This window comes from Dyadobacter sp. HNCC25DJ187 (assembly GCF_056895255.1).
This window is the reverse complement of record NZ_JBXHAT010000001.1, coordinates 2518441-2542974: the sequence shown is the minus strand read 5'-3', so window position 1 is coordinate 2542974 and position 24534 is coordinate 2518441. Positions and strand designations below refer to the sequence as shown.

At 42.8% G+C, this 24534-nt stretch carries 15 protein-coding genes; 8 read left to right on the top strand and 7 right to left on the bottom strand.

Annotation, left to right across the window (positions count from 1 at the left end; genetic code table 11):
• Window positions 1-23 precede the first annotated feature (23 nt).
• Window positions 24-737 (bottom strand): hypothetical protein, encoded by a 714-nt coding sequence (locus AC1XUE_RS10635; protein ID WP_483355911.1) that lies wholly within the window; start codon window positions 735-737, stop codon window positions 24-26.
• A gap of 347 nt (window positions 738-1084) precedes the next feature.
• A complete protein-coding gene (locus AC1XUE_RS10630) occupies window positions 1085-3484 on the bottom strand; it encodes a TonB-dependent receptor (protein ID WP_483355910.1) in 2400 nt (799 codons plus the stop codon).
• 415 nt (window positions 3485-3899) lie between these two features.
• Between AC1XUE_RS10630 and AC1XUE_RS10625 the strand changes: the two genes are divergently transcribed.
• From AC1XUE_RS10625 to lolA1, 3 genes are all read left to right on the top strand, one after another.
• Window positions 3900-4931 (top strand): quinone-dependent dihydroorotate dehydrogenase, encoded by a 1032-nt coding sequence (locus AC1XUE_RS10625; protein WP_483355909.1) that lies wholly within the window; start codon window positions 3900-3902, stop codon window positions 4929-4931.
• Window positions 4932-4981: 50 nt separating this feature from the next.
• A complete protein-coding gene (locus AC1XUE_RS10620) occupies window positions 4982-7537 on the top strand; it encodes an FtsK/SpoIIIE family DNA translocase (RefSeq protein WP_483355908.1) in 2556 nt (851 codons plus the stop codon).
• Window positions 7538-7663: 126 nt separating this feature from the next.
• Window positions 7664-8311 carry an outer membrane lipoprotein periplasmic chaperone LolA1 gene (gene lolA1, locus AC1XUE_RS10615; protein WP_483355907.1) on the top strand — a complete coding sequence of 216 codons (648 nt, stop codon included), beginning with the start codon at window positions 7664-7666 and terminating at the stop codon, window positions 8309-8311.
• 343 nt (window positions 8312-8654) lie between these two features.
• On the opposite strand, the gene AC1XUE_RS10610 is transcribed toward lolA1, so the two are convergent.
• From AC1XUE_RS10610 to AC1XUE_RS10590, 5 genes are all read right to left on the bottom strand, one after another.
• The gene (locus AC1XUE_RS10610) at window positions 8655-10037 is read right to left on the bottom strand and encodes a putative oxidoreductase C-terminal domain-containing protein (protein ID WP_483355906.1); all 1383 of its coding nucleotides are present in this window, start codon (window positions 10035-10037) and stop codon (window positions 8655-8657) included.
• 218 nt (window positions 10038-10255) lie between these two features.
• Window positions 10256-11458 carry an N-acetylglucosamine-6-phosphate deacetylase gene (gene nagA / locus AC1XUE_RS10605; protein ID WP_483355905.1) on the bottom strand — a complete coding sequence of 401 codons (1203 nt, stop codon included), beginning with the start codon at window positions 11456-11458 and terminating at the stop codon, window positions 10256-10258.
• Window positions 11459-11592: 134 nt separating this feature from the next.
• Window positions 11593-12966, bottom strand: a complete 1374-nt coding sequence (locus AC1XUE_RS10600; protein ID WP_483355904.1) for a Gfo/Idh/MocA family protein — start codon at window positions 12964-12966, stop codon at window positions 11593-11595.
• A 22-nt stretch (window positions 12967-12988) separates the two neighbouring features.
• Complete coding sequence (locus AC1XUE_RS10595) at window positions 12989-13987, bottom strand: Gfo/Idh/MocA family protein (protein ID WP_483355903.1); 999 nt, start codon at window positions 13985-13987, stop codon at window positions 12989-12991.
• 178 nt (window positions 13988-14165) lie between these two features.
• A complete protein-coding gene (locus tag AC1XUE_RS10590) occupies window positions 14166-15224 on the bottom strand; it encodes a LacI family DNA-binding transcriptional regulator (RefSeq protein ID WP_483355902.1) in 1059 nt (352 codons plus the stop codon).
• Window positions 15225-15423: 199 nt separating this feature from the next.
• On the opposite strand from AC1XUE_RS10590, the gene AC1XUE_RS10585 reads away from it, so the two are divergent.
• From AC1XUE_RS10585 to AC1XUE_RS10565, 5 genes are all read left to right on the top strand, one after another.
• Window positions 15424-16140 carry a DUF6250 domain-containing protein gene (locus AC1XUE_RS10585; RefSeq protein WP_483355901.1) on the top strand — a complete coding sequence of 239 codons (717 nt, stop codon included), beginning with the start codon at window positions 15424-15426 and terminating at the stop codon, window positions 16138-16140.
• Window positions 16141-16525: 385 nt separating this feature from the next.
• Window positions 16526-19540 (top strand): SusC/RagA family TonB-linked outer membrane protein, encoded by a 3015-nt coding sequence (locus AC1XUE_RS10580; protein WP_483355900.1) that lies wholly within the window; start codon window positions 16526-16528, stop codon window positions 19538-19540.
• Window positions 19541-19609: 69 nt separating this feature from the next.
• Complete coding sequence (locus AC1XUE_RS10575) at window positions 19610-21250, top strand: RagB/SusD family nutrient uptake outer membrane protein (protein ID WP_483355899.1); 1641 nt, start codon at window positions 19610-19612, stop codon at window positions 21248-21250.
• Between the two features lie 78 nt (window positions 21251-21328).
• Window positions 21329-22813, top strand: coding sequence for a sulfatase (locus tag AC1XUE_RS10570; RefSeq protein WP_483355898.1), 1485 nt, complete (start codon window positions 21329-21331; stop codon window positions 22811-22813).
• A 31-nt stretch (window positions 22814-22844) separates the two neighbouring features.
• A complete protein-coding gene (locus AC1XUE_RS10565) occupies window positions 22845-24287 on the top strand; it encodes an arylsulfatase (protein ID WP_483355897.1) in 1443 nt (480 codons plus the stop codon).
• The last annotated feature ends 247 nt before the right edge of the window (window positions 24288-24534 follow it).

Below are 24534 nucleotides of genomic sequence, written 5' to 3'. Positions count from 1 at the left end.
AAAGTTTTATATTGTTTTATAAACTAGCGCTTGAATACCTCAGGCGCAATAGATTGATTTACAGCTAAACTGGATGTAACTGTAACAGGCTTTTTGTCTGAACTATTCACCTGCACAATCTTTGTCGGATAACTTATTCCATATGCCGACTTCGTGTAATTAGAGTAGGTTGATATCGTTTCGATTCCACCTATAGTCTCTCGCTGACGAACAAGCAAACCTGTGGCTGCATCGAAATAAAGGTTGTATTTTACTCCTTTTCCCTGCATTTCAACATGGTTGGTCGTCACACCATTTACTGCTTCTGTACCTACAGTTGTTGCAATGAACCCTCTTTTTTGATAATCCTTGAAAGAAGCAAGATTCTCATAGATTTCCGATCTCATATTTTCCTGTTCTGCCTGACTAAGATCCTTCACATCTATTTTGTTACCAATAGGAACTTTAATCCACCCTTCGTTGGGTTTTACTCCATACTCAAAATTACGTCTCATGATCACTTTTGACTTGTAAATGGACTGATCAGGAATCGACACGGATACATTTGCCTCAAAAGGAGCGGCGGATGCCGATGTGTAGTTGCGTTTAAGCGTGTAAGATTTTACACCATTCCATAATTCGATTCCGCCGGTTGCCTTATAATAGTTGGCAAAAATAGAATCCGCTGGCAATTTTTGCCCGAATGAGAATGTATGTATCATGAGCAGAGCTGCTGCAATACTAAAAAGCTTTTTCATGTTAATTGTGTTTTTAATGAATTTGTACAATAGTAATACGAATTGCGGCATAGGAAGTCATTTCCAAAACCTTTTTTTAGAGTACCGGAATTGCACAAAGTTTAAAAAAACATGATTATCTTAACTTTTGTTAACGTTATCGATATCTGTGACAAAAATTGTTCCATTATACCCTGTGTAAAAGTAAAGCTACAACATAACATCAATTGACCTGGTGAGTTAAATATAGAAATAAGTAATTATCGGTGACTTATTATGAGTAGTGAGGTAACAAAAAAGAGAATGCCATGAAAGCATTCTCTTTTTTTATATAATAATAGCAGTAAAATACAGAGATAGTCATGTGTCTAGGCTCCACTGCCGTTTCCGGTAGATATTTTACCAAATCTGTAGTTAAAACTAAGGTTGACAAGTCTATTGGTCTGTTGCCATAGCGAATTTTGAGAATAAGTAGCTGTACTCAACTGACTCTTATATGCTCTGGACAGAAATACATCCTGAATATTAAATGAAACTGTGGCTTTTTTTTCCAGAACATCCTTTCTAATCCCCATATTGGCGATGAATACGCCTTCACGTGTTCCCTGCGCTATAGCTCTCGGACCTTCATAATTAATATAAGCTGATGCACGGAAGTCCATAGGAAGTTTTATAAAAGCGTTGAGATTTCCGGAATAGCTCCAGGTACGGTTGTCGATTTGTGCCATTTGAGAAACTACCTCTGTTCTGAATACGCGGCCGCTTCCGTTGATCTTAAGAATTTCCCATACTGTTTTAGAAAAATCGGTTTCTACTCCATACGACATTTCTCTTCCTACATTGTCATAACGTGTAAGAGAAACTCCGTTCTCGTCAATTGTTCTGATACGTGTGATGGCATTGTCGGAATAGTCCATAAATAATGAAGGTCCCCAACCTCCTGCGGTCTCGTAGTTGGAATAGCCGAGTTCGGCTTTATGCGTAAATTCAGGTCTTAGTTCAGGATTTCCTGTTTGTACGTTGCGTGGATCTGATAGGTCAGTGAAAGGATTCAGCCAGTTTGCTTCCGGACGTTGTACTCTCCGGCTGTAGTTTAGTTTGAACTGGGAAGCATCATTCAATTTTCTGGTCAATGCCAGAGACGGAATCAGTGTCAGGAAATGGACATTGAAAGATTGATTAATATTTACCTGATTGATATTTTGATTGTAATCAGTAAGACGAACACCAGCACGAACTCCCCATAAACCAGATTTTTGGCTGAATGTCATAAAACCCGTGTAAGTCTGGTCTTTGTAAGAAAATACATTACTCAGAGCAGAACTGAACTCAAATTGCTGCGTTTCCTGATTCAGATTGTAGAATCCATTTACATTGTCGTTGGAACTGAGCCTTGAACGGATCCCCATTTCAAGTGTGCCTTTTGCCGAGATTGGCCATGTGTAATCAGAATTCAGAAAAAGAGATTTACGTTGATTATCTCTCAGGTTTTTCTGAAACCTGTCAAGGCTGTCTATGTTGCTTTCCTGATCGAAATAGGAGTCATTATCTGAGCTGCCTAATGAATAGTTGGCTGTAAAGGAGAATGCCTGGTTTTCTTTACTGAATTTTTTGCGGTAGTCGAGACTCATGTTCATACTTTCACCATTACCGCTGCCATTATTGATTCTGGTAAATTCTTCCAGAACAGACCCGTCAGTTAATGTAGTGCGATTAAGTATGTCAGATTTATTCCCGTTTCGGTTACGCGAATAATTCACACCTACTTCAAGTGTATTTTTACTATCGAAGTCATAATTGATGCCAACCCGCCCGAATACGCTTTTATTATTGTTATTACCCGTTCCGGTTTGTTCAAGAAATGTTGGTACTTCTGAAATAAAGTTTTCTCTGCTCAAAGTACGCTTATTGTAGCGATTGGTCGACTGGGCATTCAAGGCAGTTGTCAGTCCGAATTTGCCAGCCTTGTAATTGATGTTACCCGAAGCACTATGGTTATTCTTGTTTCCTAAACTAAGTCGGGTACTTCCGTTTGTTCCACGTATTTTTATTTTTTTAGTGATGATATCAATAACTCCGGAAGCGCCTTCTCCCTCATATTTTGCGGAAGGAGTTGTCATTACTTCAATGCGTTCTATAAGATTGGCAGGGAAAGACTGTAGAATCGTTGGCAGATCATTGCCATATAAGTTAGATGGTTTCCCGTCGATCAGTACCACTACGTTGCCTTTTCCTCTAACCTGGGGATTTCCGTTTTCATCCAGTGATACCGCAGGAAGTTTTTCCATGAGATCACTTACGCTGTTGCTTGAGGCAAGCAGGTCCTGACCAATATTTATGACTTTTTTATCTATGTCGTCAACGATCATACTTTTTTCAGCTGTAACCGTTACTTCATTCAGTCTTTGAGCAGCTGAACTCATTTTGATTGTGCCGAGATCCAGTACATTGGCTTCTGTGGCAACATTAACTCCCGGCATATAAAGCGTTTCAAAGCCGATGTTCGTTACACGTAGGATATACTTGCCCGGTTTTACGCTCGTAATGGTGAATATACCATCCAGATCAGCCACGGCACCGAATGCGAGTGATGAGTCTTTGGAAGCCAGAAGAGCAACGGTGGCAAAACTGACACCTTCACTGTTGGATGCTTCAACAATTTTCCCCAACAGCTTTCCACCGTCCAATGATCTGGCGGAAGAGACTGATAGCATGCTGCTTAAAATGAAGAATATGGCAAGGTGAAGAAGAAAAGGTTTACTTTTCACGATAATAGATAAGTTATGTTAGGGATTAGGATATAATGCTTTGCAGGGTAGTCCTGAGTGCTGCATGGTAAACTGGACAAATCATTTATGATTTTACCGTTATGCAGACAAACGGACATTTTATGCAATTTAATATATAAATTGGTAAAAAGGCTAAAAAAGGCGTATTTATAACTGCTCAATTGACTTTAAAACTTTTTTTTAATGTTATGCGGGCACGCAGGATTATCATTATTCCGTTTACATACCAGGTAAGTTGGTAATACCTGCGAAGGGGATTCTTCAAAAAACGTGTAGTTATAGGAAGGAGATATCATCAAAAGGAGTATCGGGATGAGTAGAAGTTGTGTCATGATGTGAAAATAAAAATCTAGTATCAACTTATCCCTTTCTACAAACCTTCTATTTTTGCAACATGTATAAGATTCTTGTTGCGCCTTTCCTTTTTTTGTTTGATGCCGAGCGGGTACATCACTTTGTATGTGAAGTACTGGATTTTGCTTTCAAAATTCCGTTCGTACCTCAAATCCTTCGGTCGATGTATACCTACGAGCATCCTGATCTTGTTCAGGAAGTGGCAGGTTTACGCTTTCGTAACCCGGTAGGGCTTGCTGCTGGTTTTGATAAAAATGCAGAAATGGTTGATCAACTGGAGGCGCTTGGTTTTGGATTTATTGAAATAGGAACGCTTACGCCCAAGGCACAACCAGGAAATGATAAACCACGTTTGTTTCGTCTCAAATCGGATAAGGCTCTTATTAACAGAATGGGTTTTAACAATAAGGGAGTAGAAGTGGCTGCTGCTAAATTGCGCACCCGTAAATCAAAAATTCTGGTAGGCGGGAATATAGGAAAGAATAAAAATACACCCAACGAAGATGCATTGAGCGATTACCTGATCTGCTTTCGTGAATTGTTCGAGGTAGTAGATTATTTCGTTGTAAATGTCAGCTCACCCAATACACCAGGACTAAGGGAATTACAAGAAAAGGAACCTCTTACAGCCTTATTGGGAGAGCTTCAAAAGAAGAATAAAGAAAGGTTTACGCCAAAGCCTATATTTTTGAAAATAGCACCGGATCTGACGAACAGTCAGCTTGATGATATCATTGATATCGTAAAAACAAGTGGTATCGCTGGTGTGATTGCAACCAATACGACCATCAGCAGAGAGAATCTGAAAACATCAGCTTCTGAAATTGCCAGAATGGGCGCCGGGGGGCTAAGCGGTGGACCTTTGGCCCATAGAGCAACTGAGGTAATCAGTTACCTTTGTACAAAGTCTGGCAATGCTTTTCCGGTGATCGGGGTAGGTGGTATCGCATCACCTGAGCAGGCTTTGGAAAAACGTAGGGCAGGTGCAAGTCTTATACAATTGTATACAGGCTTTATTTATGAAGGACCTGGACTGGCCAGCCGTATCTGTAAAGCGATGGTAGCCCGTTGAACGCTTCGTTTTAGTTGAAATTTCACTTCGCACATTACAAGTCTATTTAGATGGCAGTTAACAAACCCCGGGGAAATACACAGAGGCAGCAGGAGCAAAAGGCCGCGGGTTCACGTCTTCGTTTTTCGATAGACTGGGATGGGATTTTTGCCAGCCCGAAAAGTACGCTGGCATGGGGTATCTTTTTTATGGTGCTTGGCCTTATCATGGAGGTATCTTTTATCTCTTATATATTTACTGGTATTACAGACCAGAGTGTGGTAGACGGTATCAGAGAAGAATCTATACGTGACGCCGGCCGGCAAACACGGAATGTGTTAGGTGTGCTGGGCGCTACTATTTCTCATATATTCGTTTATCGCTGGTTTGGTATCAGCGCTATACTATTGCCGGTTATTGCGGTTTTAGGAGGTTGGAAAATTGCTTTTGGAAAAGAACCTTATTCTCTGAGTCGTAAAACAAAGGAGGTTATCTTCTTCCTGATCTGGGGAAGTGTGCTTATGGGCTATGTGGTACTGATGAGTAACCAGGAAAGTAGTCTCAGCTTTGTTTCCGGTGGAATGGGTTATACTGTTAATGTTTTCCTGTTCGATTGGCTTAAATGGGGAAGTATTATTCCGATCATTTTTGCGCTGTTCCTTTTTGCAGTTTATTTCTACGATTTCAGAGATACCATTGAACAGTGGCAGGTAAAAAATGCGGCTCCGGAGCCAATTCCTGTTGAGGTGAATGACGATGCTATTGTGTCTGGAGAACCTGCATTTGAACAAGCCAAGGCTGTGAAGCCGGAGGAACCGAAGTATGTATCAGTTGTAAATGATACCTATGACGATATAGAAGAAGAAAAGGAAGAGGTGATAGAAGAGGAAGAATCGGCTGTAGCAGAAGCTGAAGAAGTGGTTCCTGCGACTGGTTCAGCTGTAGAACCTGTTATGCTTTCTGTAGAACCTGTTTTAGTCACATCTCAGCCGCCCAGGGTTTTATCGCCGGGTGTGTTGGAACTGGAGGTGGAGGATACAATGGTGAAGGAGCCGGAAGTATTTGTAGAAGAAGCAGAAGACGTGAATGCCTCTATTTTGCGGGAATTTGGTCAGTATGATCCTACATTAGACTTGCCTTCGTACCAGTTTCCGGATGTATCTCTGATGAATGAGGTCGTGGAAAATGCACATGAAAAGGTTTCTCACGATGAGCTGGAAGGAAATAAAACCCGTATTGTAGATACGTTGGGAAGCTATGGGATTAATATTTCCAAAATTAAAGCAACCATCGGACCCACCGTAACATTGTATGAAATTATACCTGAAGCAGGTGTCCGTATTTCCAAAATAAAGAACCTTGAGGGCGATATTGCACTTAGTCTTGCTGCATTGGGAATACGTATTATTGCGCCTATGCCCGGCCGTGGAACAATCGGTATCGAGGTGCCTAATAAGAATCGGGAAACGGTTTTTATTCGTTCTGTATTGTCCAATGAACGTTTCCAGAAGTCTACATACGACTTGCCGGTGATCCTGGGGAAAACGATTTCAAACGAAATCCATATCGCCGATCTGGCAAAGATGCCTCACTTACTGATGGCAGGGGCTACCGGACAAGGAAAGTCGGTGGGATTGAACGTTATACTTGCTTCACTTATTTATAAAAAGCATCCGGCAGAATTGAAATTTGTACTCGTCGATCCTAAAAAGGTAGAACTTACCCTTTTCAATAAACTCGAAAGGCACTTCCTTGCGAAGTTACCCAACTCAGGTGAAGCGATTATTACCGATACCAAGAAGGTTATTTTTACGCTGAATTCTCTCTGTATAGAGATGGATACGCGATATGACTTACTGAAAGAAGCTTCGGTTCGTAATCTTAAAGAATACAATGCCAAGTTTGCACAACGGAGACTTAATCCGGAGCGGGGGCATCGTTTCTTGCCTTATATTGTGTTGGTGATTGATGAGCTCGCCGATTTGATGATGACAGCCGGAAAAGAAGTGGAAACACCTATTGCCCGTTTGGCGCAGCTGGCCCGTGCCGTGGGTATTCACCTGGTTGTTGCTACACAACGCCCGTCTGTGAAAGTGATTACTGGTCTGATCAAGGCCAACTTCCCGGCACGTTTGTCATTCCGGGTAACATCCAGCATTGATTCCCGGACTATTCTTGATGCAGGTGGTGCCGAACAACTTGTGGGACAAGGTGATATGCTTCTCTCCATTAATTCAGAAATGATCCGTTTACAATGTCCGTTCATTGATACACGCGAAATTGAAGATGTTTGTGATTTCATTGGTGCGCAACGTGGCTATGACGGCGCATATGCATTACCTGAATACGAAGGGGAAGATGGAGCAGAAGGTAAGAGTGAAGTGAATGTGGATGACTTTGATCATTTACTTCCAGAGGCTGCACGCCTCATTGTGACACACCAGCAGGGAAGTACATCTTTAATCCAGCGTAAAATGAAACTGGGCTATAACCGTGCGGGCCGTATTGTAGATCAGTTGGAGTCCATCGGTGTTGTCGGTCCTTTTACAGGAAGTAAAGCCAGGGATGTGATGTTTATGGATCTGAGCGGACTTGAAGAGCATCTTCGTGTGATGGGTATTAATTGATGTACCTTTTTTCAAACACTTTTCGCAAAACTGTTTAAACTAAACTCTAAAGGTTTAGTCTAAACTTTGTGTAATTTAATTAGTAATAATTTTACAATTAACCCGCTTAGAATCAATTCTGTAATTATGAAAAAAGTACAAGTTCTGCTATCTCTCCTGTTATTTTTTGCATGTGTAGGAAACGCGGTGGAAGTATCAGCTCAGGGAGATAAAAAATCTACGGCTATTCTCGAAGCCATGAGTGCTAAATACCAGAAGATCAAGTCATTTAGCGCTGTATTTACATATACGCCTGATGGAGGAAAACCATTAAAAGGTGATGTAACCGTGAAAGGGACCAAATTTCGTTTGAAGATGGCTGGTCAGGAAATATTCAATGATGGAAAGTTGATGTCGACTTATATCAAAGAAACGAATGAGGTGAATGTTCAGGATTTCGATCCCACAGCGACGGGGGATCTGGATCCGACCAAGATTTACTCAGCTTATAAAAAAGGATTCAAATATACTTTTGTGGACGAAAAGAAGGTCGGGAATCAGATTTTGGAAACCGTAGAACTGACACCAACCGGTAAAAATAGTCAGGTCAACAAAGTACAGATTCAGGTTAACAAGACAGATAAGTCAATCGCGAGCTGGAAAATATTCCAGAAGAACGGAGATAAAGTTACTTATAAAGTAGAGCAGTTTCAACCTGACGTGAATGTAGCTGATGCATTTTTTGTATTTAACAAAAAGCAATATCCGGGCGTGGAGGTTGTTGATTTACGATAGAAGGTAGTTCAATGATAAGTGATAATGGGTGTCCGTGGTAATGCGGGTGCCCATTATTGATTTAGGGGGGTAGGGGATGCTTTCGGGTTTGCCGATGTTCCATCCCTGACAGGATTTAGGTGATTCAGACTGAACTGTCTTTCTACCGAAATTACATCCCCAGCGGGACTTGCTCGTACCGGTTAATGTCTTTATCCGTGCCTATCAAATTATCAAATGTTGAAATCCCGTCAGGGATTTAATTTCGGTAGCAATAAGGTCATGTATGATGAAGCAAAAAATGCCGGAGACATGCAACATCGCATACCTTAGGCATTTCTAACATATTATTTTTTCGAAATTATTACTTCTTCTCTTTCGCCTGTTTCAACGCCTGTGTTGTGGTATAATATTTGGCGATCATATTAGGAACCTCCCACTCAGGTAGTTTTCCTTCTTTCAGATACTCCATGTACTTGTTCGCCACCTGAGCGAAGTGTGCTTCATGCCCGTTATCGTATTTGGCCGGAATGCTGATTTCCCAACCGGCTTTGTTTTTCTTCAACTCAATGCCCGGATATTTATCCTGAACAGCCTTGAAACTTGCAGCAACGGCATCTTCGTAAGCCTTACTTTTATCTTTTGTTTCGATGTAAAGAACGGGCTTGTACTTTTGGTCTTTACCCTGTCGCACGATGAGATTGGCTTTAGAACCTTTCATGATCGAATAATGCGTATCCCCGGTTCCTTCCGGTGCCTGGAAATTCCAGATGACAGACACTTTCGCGTGAACACCTTTCAATGTGTAATTCAGTTCGCCATTTGAGTAAATGTTAAGCGTGCTGTCTGTAACGTCTTTTTTCAGGTAATCAGGATAGGTATCGCTTTTGGTAACCAGCTTAAATTGAGATGGCGTTATTTTGGTTGCAGTGCGTTTTGTAGAAAGTAAATTGATATCCTTTTTGTAGTCCAGAGATACATTCGGGAAACAGCTCCATTGTACAAGATCTACTAAGTGAGTTGTTACATCCACCATACCTTCACCTTGCTGTTCTACATCAAAAAACCAGCTTGGACGTACCAAAGGCTCACCGGAAATGTATTTGAAAAAGTGGTGAACACTTTCTTTTACTACTGAGGGATCAGTTGGCGTACCTTTTTGTAATTCACCGAAAATGTCAGGAAGCAATGCCAGTTCACGTTGCAGCGTATTGGTAATCTCATAACGCTCTGTCATGATATCATACAGGAGCACCTTATTTTTTTCCGCACTTGTGAATGCTTCCTGCAGTTTGTCAAATCCGGCTGCATCAATGGCCATCGGTTTATCTGCAAGTACGTTGAGACCGGCGTCTACCGACTTTTTGATAAAGTCTGTTTTTTTCTGATTGTTACCTGCAAGTACTACTACGTTGCCTTTTTTGTCGGCAATCATTTTATCCATGAAATCCGCTCCGGTATATACTTCCTCTTTCCACTGCGTAGGTTCTTCCGGTCTGGTGTTATACTTTTCTATTTTGTCAAGATAAGCCTTTACATCCGGTCCTTCAGAAGCATAGACGTGAACAACCGAATCAACATCAGCATACATGGATTTCTGTACCAAAGCGGCATGGAAGTGACCAGGTTCAACTACTATAAGGCTCAAAGGTTTTTTTGATTCCTGAGCTTCTTCTTTTTTCTGATTACATCCCTGGTTCAACGCAAGTATGCCCGTTACGGCGATCATTAACAGTTTTCCCTTCATTTGAATATGGTTATAAATACTGACAGCTAAATACTAATAACTAGTTGAGCTTGCAATTTTACTCTTAATTTCAATGATTTGTCATGAAGAGTCTAGCCAGACAGACGCATTTTTTTCACAACGTCCCTGAATCAGTAAGGCAGACTCTTGAAGGTCTCTCTTCTGCATGGATGTTCTAATGATCCGATGATCTGCTTTAAGGTGGAGTCCGTTGTCACTCAGGATGGGTTGTTTTGGGTTATATTGCTATCTTCAAATAGCAGTGAACCTGCAACGACGGTATGGCTTACTTGTATATTATGGTCAAAAATGACAACGTCTGCATCTTTACCAACTGCAAGCGACCCTTTCTGATTATCAACCTTCATGATTCTGGCAGGAGTGAGTGACATCATTTTCACTGCGTCTGCCAAAGATACTTCTGCCTTCCGGATCATAGTTCTTACCAGGCGGTCGGCTGTAGCAACACTTCCTGCAAAAGATGTGCGATCAGGAAGTTTGGCAACCCCGTCCTCCACAATCACTTTCAGACCACTATGTAAAGGTCCCAGTACACTATCTCCTTCGGGCATTCCCGCAGCACGCATGGCATCTGTGATCAACGCGATTTTATCCGGTCCTTTTATTTTAAATATCAGTTTTAGAAGTGGTTCCGGTAAGTGAATTCCATCTGCTATAATCTCAACATCCATATCTAAAAGGAAGGCACTCTCTATAGTGCCTGCAAACCGGAAAGCATTTCGCCTTGTAACACCCGACATGGCGGAATACAGATGCGTTGCAAGCGTGTATCCATTTTCGTAAGCTTCCAGGACTTCTTCATAAATGGCGTCCGTATGGGCTACTGCCGGTAGTATGCCTTTTTTTCGGAGGCTATTTCCAAAATCGATAGCACCCGGAAGTTCAGGCGCGGCGCTCCAGCGTACAATGGAATCCGAATAAGCCAATATCTCCTCATATTCTGCAGGATCAGGATTTCGGATGTAGCGGGGATCCTGTGCGCCCCGCTGACTCAATGCAAAATAGGGTCCTTCCAGATGCATACCCAAAAACTGCGCACCTTTCTTGTTTTTTTTGCAGGCAGTTTTGTAGTAATCCAGGGTTTTCAGCAAGTCGTCCTTTTCGCTGGTAAGTGTGGTAGGCACCATGGCTGTAGTTCCATAGCGTGCATGCGTTTCAGCAATATGCAGGAAGGCTTCCGCTGAGCCATCCATAAAATCGGATCCTCCGCCTCCATGAATATGAATGTCTATAAATCCTGGTGAGATGTATTTACCCTTGGCATCAATGATATCAGCATCAGGAAAATCGGGATTACCCTGATGAATACCGATAATTTTCCCGGCTTCAATAAGTATGGTGCCATGTTGGATATACCGATGCGGTGTGATGATGGTACCGTTTGTAATTTTGAGTTTCATTCTGAAGTGAAGGAGTTCAAATTGATGGTGAATGGTCAGACTCAGAATCCCTTGATTAGAAGTCGATGCCGTGTTACCACATAAAATCTGGTAAAATAATGAAGGAAAATACAGAGATATCTTTCTCAGCGGCCTTAAACCGTAGGTTCCCAACCTTTTTCATATGCTCTTTTCCATAATTTCTGAGCTTTTTTATTTTTTAGAATGTGTCCGTTTGCCGGATTGACTTCTAATGAACCACCGGATCGCAGTGCGATGTTGCCGAGTTGGCAAAGCAAAGTACTCTGGTGTCCGCCTATAATTTCTGCATTGAGCGTTGCTCCGTTTTTAATACCGTCAAAGAAATTCTGTATATGGATGGCATCCAATGCCTGCGAAGGATTCATCTTGTTCCTCGGATCAATCATCAGATCATTTTTGACATCTTTCACAAGTTTGTTATTGAGATCATATATTTTGTATTCATTGCCACCAAAAATCTGTACAGAACCATTTTCGCCGTAGAAAACAACACCTACGCTATCGCCTTCAACGGTACGGCCATTACAACTTCTTCCTTCCCAGGTCATGGCAGTATTGTTGTCAAAATTCCAGCTGATGATCTGTGTGTCTGGCGTTTCCCAGTCGTCTTTATACCTGAATCTTCCACCCGTAGATGTTACATGCGTAGGATACTCCACGCCAAGTCCCCAGCGCATCAGATCTACCATGTGGGTACCGTTATTTAGTGCTTCTCCTGTGCCCCAGTTCCACAGCCAGTGCCAATTGTAGTGAATGAGATTATCTTTATAGGTGGCTCTTGGAGCCGGTCCTTGCCAAAGATCATAATCCAGCCAGGCGGGAACGGCAGTTTGTTTACCTGTACCTATAGATGCTCTGTTATTGGTATACCAGCCTTTTGCAAAATAGGGTCTGCCGATTACACCATTATGAACTTCTTTAATAGCAGCCGCTACGTTCGGCCAGGAACGACGCTGATTACCCATCTGAATCACATTCTTATATTTTTTTGCCGCCTCAACCAGCAATTCACCTTCGTGAGGATTATGGCTGCATGGCTTTTCCAGATATACGTGCTTACCCGCTTTAGAAGCAAGGATAGCCGCAGGTGCATGCCAGTGGTCGGGTGCGGCGACTACCAATGCATCCATATCCTTGCTTTCAAGTGCTTTTCTGAAATCCGGGATATTGGCTGGTTTGCTGTTTTGAATTGAGGCAACTGAACTGATACATTTTTCAGCTGCGCGCGAATCCACATCAGATATACTTAGCACCTCACAATTAGGCTGAAGTGCGTAGTTGCCGGCCAGTGCAAGCCCCCGACTATTTACACCCATTATACCCACTTGTATTTTTTCATTGGAACCCAAAATGCGGGAATAGCTTTTAGCGCTGAATCCGGGAAGCACGCCTCCAAATGTCAGCAGTGCTGAACCCGCGAGCGTTTTTTTGATAAACGCTCGCCGCGATCCATTAGTGGCAGGTTCAGAGATAGTAGTATTTTTCATGGTTAAGAGTTTAGGAATAGTGCTATTTGATCTTCTTCATTACACTTTCAATGGTTACACTTTTTCCTCCCTGCCTTTTACTTTCATCGGCGGCTTCCATGAATGCGAATAGTTCGATGGTTTCTTTGGGTGTAACAGGTACCTGTCCGGTTTGAAAATATTTGACGATATCTTTTAAAAGAGGTTCGTAACCATTGTATGGTCCTAGTATTTTGTTTCCGGCTTCTGTAAAAACAGTTCCTCCATAATCATGTTTACCTGTACGCGTTCCCCTGAATGTACCGGTACGGCCGTCTTCCCATATTCCTACCACAAGGTCGGTGTCAGGCGTACTTACTCTGGTAACGCTATTGCAGCCGGTTCCCATGACAGTATATAAAGTTTCCACACCATGGATGCCATACCAGAACAAGTCAGGATGCGTTTTTTCCAAAACTGCAGGACTGAATGTGTCTGCGCCGAGCACTTTGGTTTTGTCGATCCCCTCAATACCAGTGATGTAACGGAGAGACGAGGCAGAAAAAATGGGGATGTTATATTTCTCTGCAGCCTTGTAGATGGCGATCACATCAGTTAATGTACCTGCAACCGGCTTGTCAATGAATACACGTTTGCCAGCCTTTAATACTTCGGTTGCCTGTTCCAGATGTCGGCGTCCATCATTTGTTTCTAAAAGAACTACGTCACATTTGTCAAGTAATTCCTGAATGGAAGCTGTAATTTCCACATCAAGCTTCTTTACTTCTTGTATATATTCAGGAATTCTTTTGGTACTTGACAAAATATCCTTGCTACCATGCGGATAAGCAGCAACTACTTTGTATCCGTCGTAAGCGGGATCGGCATTGACTGAGTTCAGTACTTTTGTAAAAGCTACACTATGAGATGTGTCCAAACCTACAATTCCAATTCTTTTGCCTGGATTACCTGACGCTTTTAGAGGCAAGCCGCGCATAAGTGCCAGGGAGATACTGCCCGTCAATGCTGCGCCAACGAATTTTCTTCTGGAAACGGTACTCATAGCGAAATATAATGATAGGATTTAGGAATAGTCAGTAATTAATAAACATTCGGGTACGTACCCGCAATTTATTAAATATTTGTGTCAACTTTTAATTGTAGTATATAATTAATATTATACATGGAATCAATGTTATTTAAATGTGGATCTTCCAACAAAATATGATCGAAGCGATACATCAATTTTGATAAAATACTTCATTTTCCTTTGTCACAATATCGATAGGCATAAAGTATGCTTTTTCTACGGACGTTCCCAATACAAGATTTTGGTAAAGTGACATGATTCCCCGGTAGCCCTGATCCTCCGGTTTATGACAGATCAGAAAATCGATGATGCCATTTTGTAGAAAAAGTACATTCTGTTTGATAAAGTCATATCCTACCAAGCCGATATCAGTCAGCCCTTTTTCTTGTAAATATTTTGCTATGGAGAAGACTCGTGAATTTGTTACAAAAATGGCTCCGGTCTCAGGATGCATATGAAATGCTTTTACCAACGCTTTGGACACAGAAAGAAAATCAGTATCGCGTATGTCAATCCTGACGATTTCATTCAACTGATTATGATCTTTAAAATAGGATCGGAATCCCTCTTCGATCCGTATGTAGTTGTAGCTTTCCTTTTCCGGCGATATATTGACAAACAGAATTTTACAATCCTGTCTTAGTCTGTATGTCAGTAATTTGGCGCCCACATATCCGCTTTGTGAAAGATGTGGTCCTATATAAGAAAGCGTTTCACTATCTGGTAAGCTGCTATCAATACAGATGACCGGAATTTTCAGTTTTCTACATTCCTGAGCCAAGGCAGAGGCATCCTCAATAAAAGAAGGTGCAATGAGCACGCCGCTTACACCCGTTTTTAATAATAGATCAGATTGTTCCTTAAATGACTTTTTGTCGTTAAGATCAAACAAAAATGTATGGACTTGAATACCATACTGCCTGATTTCGTTCTCAGCTCTTCGGATTCCACGTAACGGAGCTTCCCAGAAATCTGTTTCGTCGGAAATTCTAGGGATCAATACGCCGATGCTGATGACTTTTTTGGAAGCAAGCCTGCTCGCCAGGATATTGGGTTGGTAGTTCAGTTCCTTGATGATCTGATTAACCTTTTTCTTCGTTTTTTCGGAAACACCGGTCCGGTTATGCAGCACCCTGTCCACAGTGGCAATAGATACCTTTGCCCGTCTTGCTATTTCCTTTACACCAGAGGAGGTATTCTCATTTTCCATTCGTTGCTACTGAAATATTTGAAGCCATACTTTTCAGATAAGTACAAATGTAGATGGTTTTACTAAGTGCTGTCAAAGTTGGAAAGGGAAATGAGGTTGTCTTGCTTTAAAGTATAGGTAAGATCTGCGGTATTTGTACAAAAATGTAGCGTCTGCATCATATTTTAGCGACCTTGCTATACGACTACATTTTATATTCATGATATATCAGCTTTCTTTCCGTTTTCTCAAATCAACTCATCTCATCTGTTTATTTCTGTTCGGTTTACTCTGTCAGGATATATGTTATGCTCAGACAGCCAGCAAAAGGATCGTTTTTGAAGAGACGTTTGACAAACCCCTTGACAAAGATATATGGAAAATAGAAATGGCTGAACCGGGCCTGGTTGAGACAAATAAGGGAAAATTGGTTATTGATTCCCCCGGTGGCGTAACCGTATGGTTGAATAAACGGCTGAGCGGAGATTGGGTGATGGAGTATGATTGGACGGTAATAGTGGCGGGGGGAAAGAACGACAGACTCTCTGATCTGAACCAGTTTTGGATGGCGACTGATCCAGAGAACGACAATTTGTTTACGAGAAGCGGTAAATTCGAGGAGTATGATTCCCTTAGCCTGTATTATGTAGGAATGGGAGGCAATACAAATACCACCACCCGATTCAGGAAATACCATGGAAATGGCAATAAACCACTGTTGCAGGAACATACCGATAAAGCGCATTTGCTAAAGGCAAATCATACTTATCACATCAAAATTGTTGTAAGCGATGGGCATACCAGCTTTTGGGTAGATGGTAAAAAGTACTTCAGTTATACCGATCCCTCTCCGCTTAAAGAGGGGTACTTTGGCTTCAGATCTACCTGGTCCAGACACCAGATAGACAATTTTAAAATATCTTCTAGTGCATTATAACGATCATTTCACGGCATAAAATGAAGGTTGTGAAATAAATACTTTGCTGGTTTAAATTCTATATTGTTACTTTGTCTATATATTCTGTAGATTAAATAATTTTTATTGCCTGCATGAAATCGTATTTTCAAGACAAGCGGTCCCAGCTTTTGGACCCATCTGTCCGTCTTTGCCCTCTGTCTTATCACAGCTATACACCACCACGGACGTGTTGTTGAAACCTACTCGTCTGCGGCTCTCAGCTGCTTCTCGTTCCGGATAGCATTCGGTTTACTATCTGAATTTTTCGAGTATTACTTCTTAAGCCTCTCATTTATAATCCACTAATAATAGGTCGATTGTCCATGAAATATCATCATGCATGTACGATTGCCGATACACGAATATGCAAAAACAAATTTTTACGCATCCTTACTTCTACAGAGGATTCAACTGGGTCTTTCTGCTACTAGCTGTCAGTTTACAAGCATTTGGTCAGCAAATTACTGTAAAAGGGAAAGTCACATATGCACCCGACAAATCCTCCATTCCTGGTGTCAACATCGTTGTGAAGAATACGAATACCGGAACAACCTCAGACGCTGATGGAAATTACCAGATCAGTGCTTCTTCTGATGCAGTGCTGGTTTTTTCAGGAATCGGCTATGCAATCAAAGAGGTATCCGTTAGTGGCAGCTCAACGATTGACGTAGATCTTGAATCAGATACAAAACAACTCGAAGAATTCATCGTAGTTGGTTACGGAACGCAGAAAAAGAGAGATCTCACCGGAGCTATTTCGTCTATTTCGGCCAAAGATATAGCGGAAACGCCCGCTGCTAATTTTCTTGCCAATGCACAGGGCCGGCTGGCCGGTGTGGATATTGTCAGATCCAGCGGTGCGCCCGGTGCAGACCTGACGATCAGGATCAGAGGAAACCGTTCGATCAATGCGAGCAACAATCCATTATATGTGGTGGACGGGATTCCAACGGATGTCAGTATCAATGACTTCAATCCCAATGATATCGAATCCATGGAAGTATTGAAAGACGCCAGTTCAGTAGCCATTTATGGTTCGCGCGGAGCAAACGGCGTCATTATCATCACAACCAAAAAGGGAAAAGAAGGCAAGGCGGTGATCAGTTACGACGGGTATTATGGTGTCAAAAAAGCCAAAAAAGATATCAACCTGATGACCGGGACGGATTTTGCAGGATACGTTCGGGCATCGCGGGGTTTGGCAAAAGACGACGCCAGTCAGGATGCATCTTTTTTAAGCGGTATTGAAATTGAAAATCTGGCTAAAGGCGTTTCGACGGACTGGCTGGACCTGATCCTTCGTGACGGCATACAGCAAAGTCATCAGTTATCGGCCAGTGGAGGCAATAAAAACACGACCTACTACTTATCAGGCTCCTATTTTGACGAAAAAGGAGTCCAGCAAAAAAGTGATTACAAGCGGTATTCATTCCGGACAAACCTGGAAAGCAAATTGACGGAAAGATTAAAAGTCGGATTGAGCGCTACGGTCACCAACGACGTTCAGAACACGATGGCCAATGCGCCTTATTCGAACGCATTGTCATTTTCTCCATTGGTACTGCCTTATGATGCAAACGGTAATTTCGTAGCCTATCCCAATCCGCGCGAAGGAAACGCAACGAATCCGTTGCTGGAATATCAGCCCAACCAATATGTGAATGAAAGAAAAAAGTACCGTGTTTTTGCGAACATCTACGGCGAATACAAAATAGCGGAAGGATTTAGTTACCGCCTGAATTACGGCCCCGACCTGAATACATCCCGCAAAGGAACTTACAACGGAACATTGGCCGGAAGTACCAATACGGCATCAGTGGACAATCAGCAGAACTTCGCTTACACGCTGGAAAATATTCTGAATTTTGATAAGAAATTCGGAAAGCATGCGCTGAACGTAACCGGACTTTTCAGTACACAAAAGAACCGTTTTGAATCTTCCCAAATCAATGTGCGCGATATTCCAATCGAAACTTCTTCCTTTTATGATATCGGAAGCGCGGTTGAAATTCTGGATAAACAAAGCTCTCTTACGCAGTGGGGATTGCTCTCTTACATGGGACGGATCAACTATGGATTTAAAGACCGTTATCTTTTAACACTGACGGGCAGAGCAGATGGTTCTTCGCGTTTATCGGCCGGGAAGAACTGGGCCTTTTTCCCTTCTGTATCCGCAGGTTGGGTGATTTCAGATGAAGCGTTTCTGAATAAAGTAAAAGCCATTTCTTTTCTGAAAATACGTGCTGGTTACGGCCAGGTTGGCAATACTTCAATCGCGCCTTATCAAACCTTGGGTGGATTGACCCGTTCTTCTTATGCATTCGGATCTGACCCGGCATTCGGATATGCTTTAAATGTGATTCCTAATCCTGATTTACGCTGGGAGATTTCTAAAACCATCAATGTCGGTGTAGACTTCGGATTACTGAATGACCGGATTTCAGGTTCATTGGAATTGTATGATACCAAAACCAGCGATTTGCTTCTGAGCAGATTGATACCCATTACTTCCGGATATACGTCAATCCTTCAAAACATTGGTGCAACCAGCAACAAAGGCTGGGAGCTGACCTTAAACGGCAGCATTATCAATTCAGCTTCCGGGTTTAAATGGGATGCAACTGCAAACGTTTTTTCCAATAAGGAAAAAATTGTTGAATTGTTCAATGGCAGTGATGATGACGTAGGTAACAAGTGGTTTATCGGTCAGCCGATCAATGTTTTTTATAGTTTCAAACAAACCGGTATCTGGCAAAGCAGCGAAGCCACACAGGCAACCGAAGCCGGCCAGCGCCCGGGTGATATCAAAATCGGGGATGTGAACGGCCGTGATGAAAATGGTGTGTTGACAAAATCACCTGATGGCAAGATCAATGCGGACGACCGTACTGTTTTGGGCTCAACGGTGCCGAAATGGAGTGGTGGAATCACCAACCGTTTTAGTTTCAAAGGCGTTGATTTCTCTTTTCTGGTATTTGCGCGTCAGGGACAAATGATCCAGAGCGACTTTCACAATCTTGGTGGAAACCAGTGGCAGGGAAGATATAACAGTATTAATTTTGACTACTGGACGCCAACCAACGAAACCAACCAGATTCCAAGACCTTATGCAGCGTCAGCTCCGTTGTATGCCGATGCCGTTCGTTATTTCAACGGTTCGTTCGTGAAAATCCGCAACATCACACTGGGATATAATTTACCGAAAAGCCTGTTTGGCAAAACCGGAATTTCCAGTCTGCGTATTTACGGAACAGCCGACAACGCCTTCATTATTTCCAAATACAAACTGGTTGACCCTGAAACGGCAAACGGAATTGTGGGAGGAAGCACGCCGATGTCCGCAGCGACTTATGTATTTGGTGTAAACCTGAAATTTTAACAAATCATTGAACAGGCAGGATGATCTGCAAACAGCAGAATTTCCATACAATGCTTAAAGCTGATAAATATGAAAAAGATTACATACATACTCATTTCAGCAATATTCCTGGGAAGTTTCTCTTCCTGCAACGATATTCTGGAAGAAAATCCGGTAGGTTTGGCTACGGCCGATAGTTATTACGCCACTCCGAAAGGAATCGAAGACGGATTAAAGGCAGTATATACCACGCTCCGCAATTTTTACGGACAGGAAGAAAGTTTTTTCCTCACCGTCACCGGAACAGATGTTTTTACTAATGGCTTCGGAGGCGTAACCAATTCACCTGATATCAATAATTATTCTGCCAATTTGCTGGGTACGAATGCAATGATAACCGAAGTCTGGAATAATTTCTATATCGGGATTAATCAGGCCAATGCAGTCATCAGCCGGGCGCCGAAAGTAGAAGGATTGAGTGATAGCGAAAAACAGCGGATTATTGCAGAAGCACGTTTTATCCGGGCGCTCTATTATTTTCATCTGGTACAGCAGTTTGGCGACGTTCACTTTTCTCTGGAAGAGACCATTGGTGTACAAACAACGGCCAACAGAACGCCTGTCAAGACAATTTACGATGAGGGAATTATTCCTGATCTGCAATTTGCAATTGCAAACTTGCCGGCCAAAGCAGCAAAATATGGCAGGGTTACAAAACCTGCTTCCGAAGCTTTACTGGCACGCGTGCAGCTAACCTTGGGAAACTGGGCCGAGGCAGAACGACTGGCTTCTTCGGTGATCAAAAGTTATGATTTCCAGTTGGTAAAACCTTTTTCAAGACTTTGGGATATCGCCAATGATGTCAATTCGGAAGTAATCTGGTCAGTGCAGTTCACGGCCGATCCGCTCACCAATGGAGAGGGGAATCAGAGCCATTTGTTCTTCATTTTTGATTATGCCCAAAATCCGACAATCATTCGTGATCTGACCAACGGACGGCCTTATCAGCGTTTTATGCCGACCAATTATCTGATCAAACTTTTTGATCCGGCAAAAGACAGCCGCTGGGACGGTACGTTCAAAACAGTTTGGATAGCCAATAACAGAGGTACGATCAATGGAAAAACAGTTGTTCCTGGTGATACGGCCATCAAAATTGTTCCTTACCCTGTTGCAGATGCGGTACAAAATGCTGCACCTTACTGGCTGATCGACTTCAACGATAACTGGGTGGGCGGAGCCGTAACCAATCTGGAATTCGGTGGCGGACAGCGGAGACGTTTTCCGGCTGTGAAAAAATACCTGGATCCATTGAGAACGAGTATCAATGCGGTGGATGGAAGACGTGATTTTACGGTACTCCGCCTGGCTGAACTGTATCTGATTGCAGGTGAAGCCGCATGGCGTCAAAGTAAAAACGCGGAGGCGGCTGCTTATTTCAATGTAGTGAGATCGCGGGCTGCCATCGCAGGAAAGGAAGCGCAGATGCAGATCACCGCAGCAGACGTTAACCTGAATTTTATCCTGGATGAAAGAGCGCGGGAGCTGGTTGGTGAAGTTGACAGATGGTACGATTTAAAAAGAACAGGTACGTTGCTTGAACGTGTGAAAAAATACAATCTGGATGCAGCACCGAATATCAAGGAAATGCATCTGGTTCGTCCGATTCCGCAAACACAGCTCGACAGGGTAACCAATCCGGGTGAATTTGCTCAGAATCCGGGTTATTGAAATAATGGCTTCTTATTGCCCGTCCAACGTTGAAAAGCGTAGGATGGGCAAAATTATTTAGTAAAAAACAAGCATTATATGCTAAAAAAAATCATTTCGGTAGTTGCACTTTGCCTTGGACTCTATGCTGTTGTTCTGACATTCGGCGCTGCAAAACCAGCTGCGCGAAAACCGAATGTATTGTTTATCTGCATCGATGATCTTCGCCCTGATCTGAAAGTTTATGGAAATCCCATTGTACAGTCGCCCAATCTGAATAAGTTGGCAGGACAGGCGACTGTTTTTACAAATCAATACGTAACCCAGCCAACCTGCGGCGCTTCGCGGTACAGTTTGCTTACAGGAAGACTTCCCCGAAAGGCGATTGAATTAAAAAATGAAGCCATTGAGCAGCAGATAGCCGGTAAACCCAGGACAGACAAACCGGAGACTTTCATTGATAATCTGCGCCGGAATGGTTATTACACGGTTGGAATCGGGAAAGTAAGCCATTCGGCAGACGGTTATGTATATGGTTATAATGAGCCTAAAAGTGATAAACCGGAATTGCCATACAGCTGGGACGAAATGCTTTTTGATCCCGGAAAATGGCAAACCGGCTGGAATGCATTCTTCGCATATGCCGATGGTTCCAACAGACAAAGTAAAAAAGGGGAAGTAAAACCTTACGAAAATGCGGACGTGCCCGACGAAAGTTATCCGGATGGATTGAGTGCGAACCTGGCTGTCAAAAAGCTGAAAGAACTGGCTAAAAATGATAAGCCGTTTTTTCTGAGTGTAGGTTTCTTTAAACCGCATTTACCTTTTACTGCGCCGAAAAAATACTGGGATTTGTATGACGAATCAAAAATCACACTCACGGATTCTCCTGACGTTCCTGAAAATGTAAATGATGCCAGTCTTCACCCGAGTGTTGAATTCAATCAATACCAGTTGGGAGAAGAAAAAGCTTCGCTGCAAAAACCCGTTTCTGATGCCTATGCACGGAAACTCAGGCATGCCTATTATGCGGCAATCAGTTATACGGATGCGCAGGTTGGAAAAGTGCTGGATGAATTGAAAGCGCAGGGATTGGCCGAAAATACGATCATCGTTGTGTGGAGCGATCATGGCTGGCATTTGGGTGACTACCGGGTTTGGGGTAAACATACCATTTTTGACCAGTCGCTGAGGAGTGTGCTGATCGTAAAAACACCGGATAGCAAAAACCCGGCAGTTCGTGACCAGATTGTGAGTTCCGTTGATATTTACCCTACACTCATGGGGTTGTGCGGAGTCAAAACGCTACCTGATCTGGATGGGAAAAGTTTTGCGGATCTTTTAAAAGCAAAGCCCGGTAAAAATTGGGAAAATGTAGCTTACAGCTATTACAATAAAGGAATTACGGTCAGGAATGATCGTTATCGCCTGACAAAATACTTCCGGGAAAAAAAGCCTGTTGTTGAACTGTACGACCATAAAACGGATCCGCATGAAAATCATAACGTTGCCGCTCAGCATCCGGAAGTGGTAGCCGAACTGACTAAAATATGGGAAAAAGGCAATACAGGTGTTTTTAACTAAACCTGTTACCTAAATTTAATAACTTGAAACAATGAAAAAATACCTATTACCCGCTTTGATCATTGCCGGATTTTTTGGCAAAAATTCATCAGCCCAAACGCAGAAAACGCAGCGTCCGAATATCATTTTTATACTTGCTGATGATCTGGGTTACGGAGACGTTGGTTTCAATGGGCAAAAACTGATCAAAACACCAAACATTGACAGACTGGCTAAGGAAGGCGTCAAGTTCAGTCAGTTTTATGCCGGTACCAGTGTATGCGCACCTTCACGTTCTTCACTGATGAGCGGGCAGCATACCGGGCATACGTACATCCGCGGAAACAAAGGCGTGGATCCGGAAGGGCAGGAGCCGATCGCCGATTCGGTCGTAACGATTGCCGAGGTTCTGAAAAAAGCAGGTTATTCCACAGGCGCTTTCGGGAAGTGGGGACTTGGACCCGTAGGATCGGTAGGTGATCCGAACAAGCAGGGTTTCGATCAGTTTTATGGTTACAACTGCCAGACGCTGGCGCACCGTTATTATCCGAATCACCTTTGGGATAATCAGAAAAAGATCGTGCTGGAAGCGAACCAGAACCTGATGTATAACAAACAGTATGCGCCGGATCTGATTCAGAAACAGGCACTTGAATTCGTAGACTCCAAAGACGGAAAACAGCCTTTCTTTTTATTCCTGCCTTATATTCTACCACATGCAGAACTACTTGTTCCGGAAGACAGCATTTTCCAATATTACAAAGGGAAATTTCCCGAGAAAGCGTATAAAGGATTGGATTACGGACCCGATGCAACCAGGGGAGGTTATGCTTCTCAGGAATACCCACATGCTGCTTTTGCTGCCATGGTGTCGCGGCTGGATATGTACGTTGGGCAAATTTTGGCAAAACTGAAAGAAAAAAGTCTTGATAAAAACACATTGGTGATCTTCACCAGCGATAACGGACCGCATGTAGAAGGCGGTGCCGACCCGAAATTTTTCAACAGCGGCGGTGGCTTTAAGGGTGTGAAAAGAGATTTATACGAAGGCGGGATCCGTGAGCCTTTTGCAGCCCGCTGGCCGGGTACGATCAAACCGGGAACAACCAATAATTATATCGGTGCTTTCTGGGATCTGCTTCCGACGTTTGCAGAACTGGGTGGTGCAAAAGTGCCTTCCGGCGTAGACGGAATATCTTTTACAGCTTCACTTACCGGGAAAGGAACACAGAAAAAACACGAGTTCCTCTACTGGGAATTTCATGAACAAGGCGGCAGGCAGGCAGTTCGTCAGGGAAACTGGAAAGCGGTAAGATTAAAAGCGGCAGGTAATCCCGATGCGCCTGTTGAACTTTACGATCTATCAAAAGACCCTGCGGAAAGTAAAAATCTTGCAGCACAGTTTGCGGATAAAGCCAAAGAGCTGGGCAATATCATGAACAGGGAACATGTGCATTCCGTACTGTTTCCATTTGAAAAAGTGGACGGCAAGTGATGTTGATGAAAGACATCGAGAAGAAACGCCTTCTGCACAGACCTGGCTACAATTCCAGAAGCCATTCGATGCGGTATAAACTATACTTTTAGGATTTGTATAGCTGTCATCCTGTGATTTCGGAGCGTTTGACCAAGCATTAACCATTGGTTTTTGCACAAAAGAAACCGATATAAGCAGCATAAACAAAAGGTACACTTGGTTGGCATGGCTGTATAATTTTCGGAACAGCAGAAAAGTAATGTGT

Excerpts from the sequence above, each read along its gene's own strand:
- AC1XUE_RS10625 (WP_483355909.1), top strand. The coding sequence starts at position 3,900 with ATGTATAAGATTCTTGTTGCGCCTTTCCTTTTTTTGTTTGATGCCGAG.
- AC1XUE_RS10600 (WP_483355904.1), bottom strand. The coding sequence starts at position 12,966 with ATGAAAAATACTACTATCTCTGAACCTGCCACTAATGGATCGCGGCGA.
- AC1XUE_RS10635 (WP_483355911.1), bottom strand. The coding sequence starts at position 737 with ATGAAAAAGCTTTTTAGTATTGCAGCAGCTCTGCTCATGATACATACA.
- AC1XUE_RS10620 (WP_483355908.1), top strand. The coding sequence starts at position 4,982 with ATGGCAGTTAACAAACCCCGGGGAAATACACAGAGGCAGCAGGAGCAA.
- AC1XUE_RS10610 (WP_483355906.1), bottom strand. The coding sequence starts at position 10,037 with ATGAAGGGAAAACTGTTAATGATCGCCGTAACGGGCATACTTGCGTTG.
- AC1XUE_RS10565 (WP_483355897.1), top strand. The coding sequence starts at position 22,845 with ATGAAAAAATACCTATTACCCGCTTTGATCATTGCCGGATTTTTTGGC.
- lolA1 (WP_483355907.1), top strand. The coding sequence starts at position 7,664 with ATGAAAAAAGTACAAGTTCTGCTATCTCTCCTGTTATTTTTTGCATGT.
- nagA (WP_483355905.1), bottom strand. The coding sequence starts at position 11,458 with ATGAAACTCAAAATTACAAACGGTACCATCATCACACCGCATCGGTAT.
- AC1XUE_RS10595 (WP_483355903.1), bottom strand. The coding sequence starts at position 13,987 with ATGAGTACCGTTTCCAGAAGAAAATTCGTTGGCGCAGCATTGACGGGC.
- AC1XUE_RS10570 (WP_483355898.1), top strand. The coding sequence starts at position 21,329 with ATGCTAAAAAAAATCATTTCGGTAGTTGCACTTTGCCTTGGACTCTAT.
- AC1XUE_RS10575 (WP_483355899.1), top strand. The coding sequence starts at position 19,610 with ATGAAAAAGATTACATACATACTCATTTCAGCAATATTCCTGGGAAGT.
- AC1XUE_RS10590 (WP_483355902.1), bottom strand. The coding sequence starts at position 15,224 with ATGGAAAATGAGAATACCTCCTCTGGTGTAAAGGAAATAGCAAGACGG.
- AC1XUE_RS10585 (WP_483355901.1), top strand. The coding sequence starts at position 15,424 with ATGATATATCAGCTTTCTTTCCGTTTTCTCAAATCAACTCATCTCATC.
- AC1XUE_RS10580 (WP_483355900.1), top strand. The coding sequence starts at position 16,526 with ATGCAAAAACAAATTTTTACGCATCCTTACTTCTACAGAGGATTCAAC.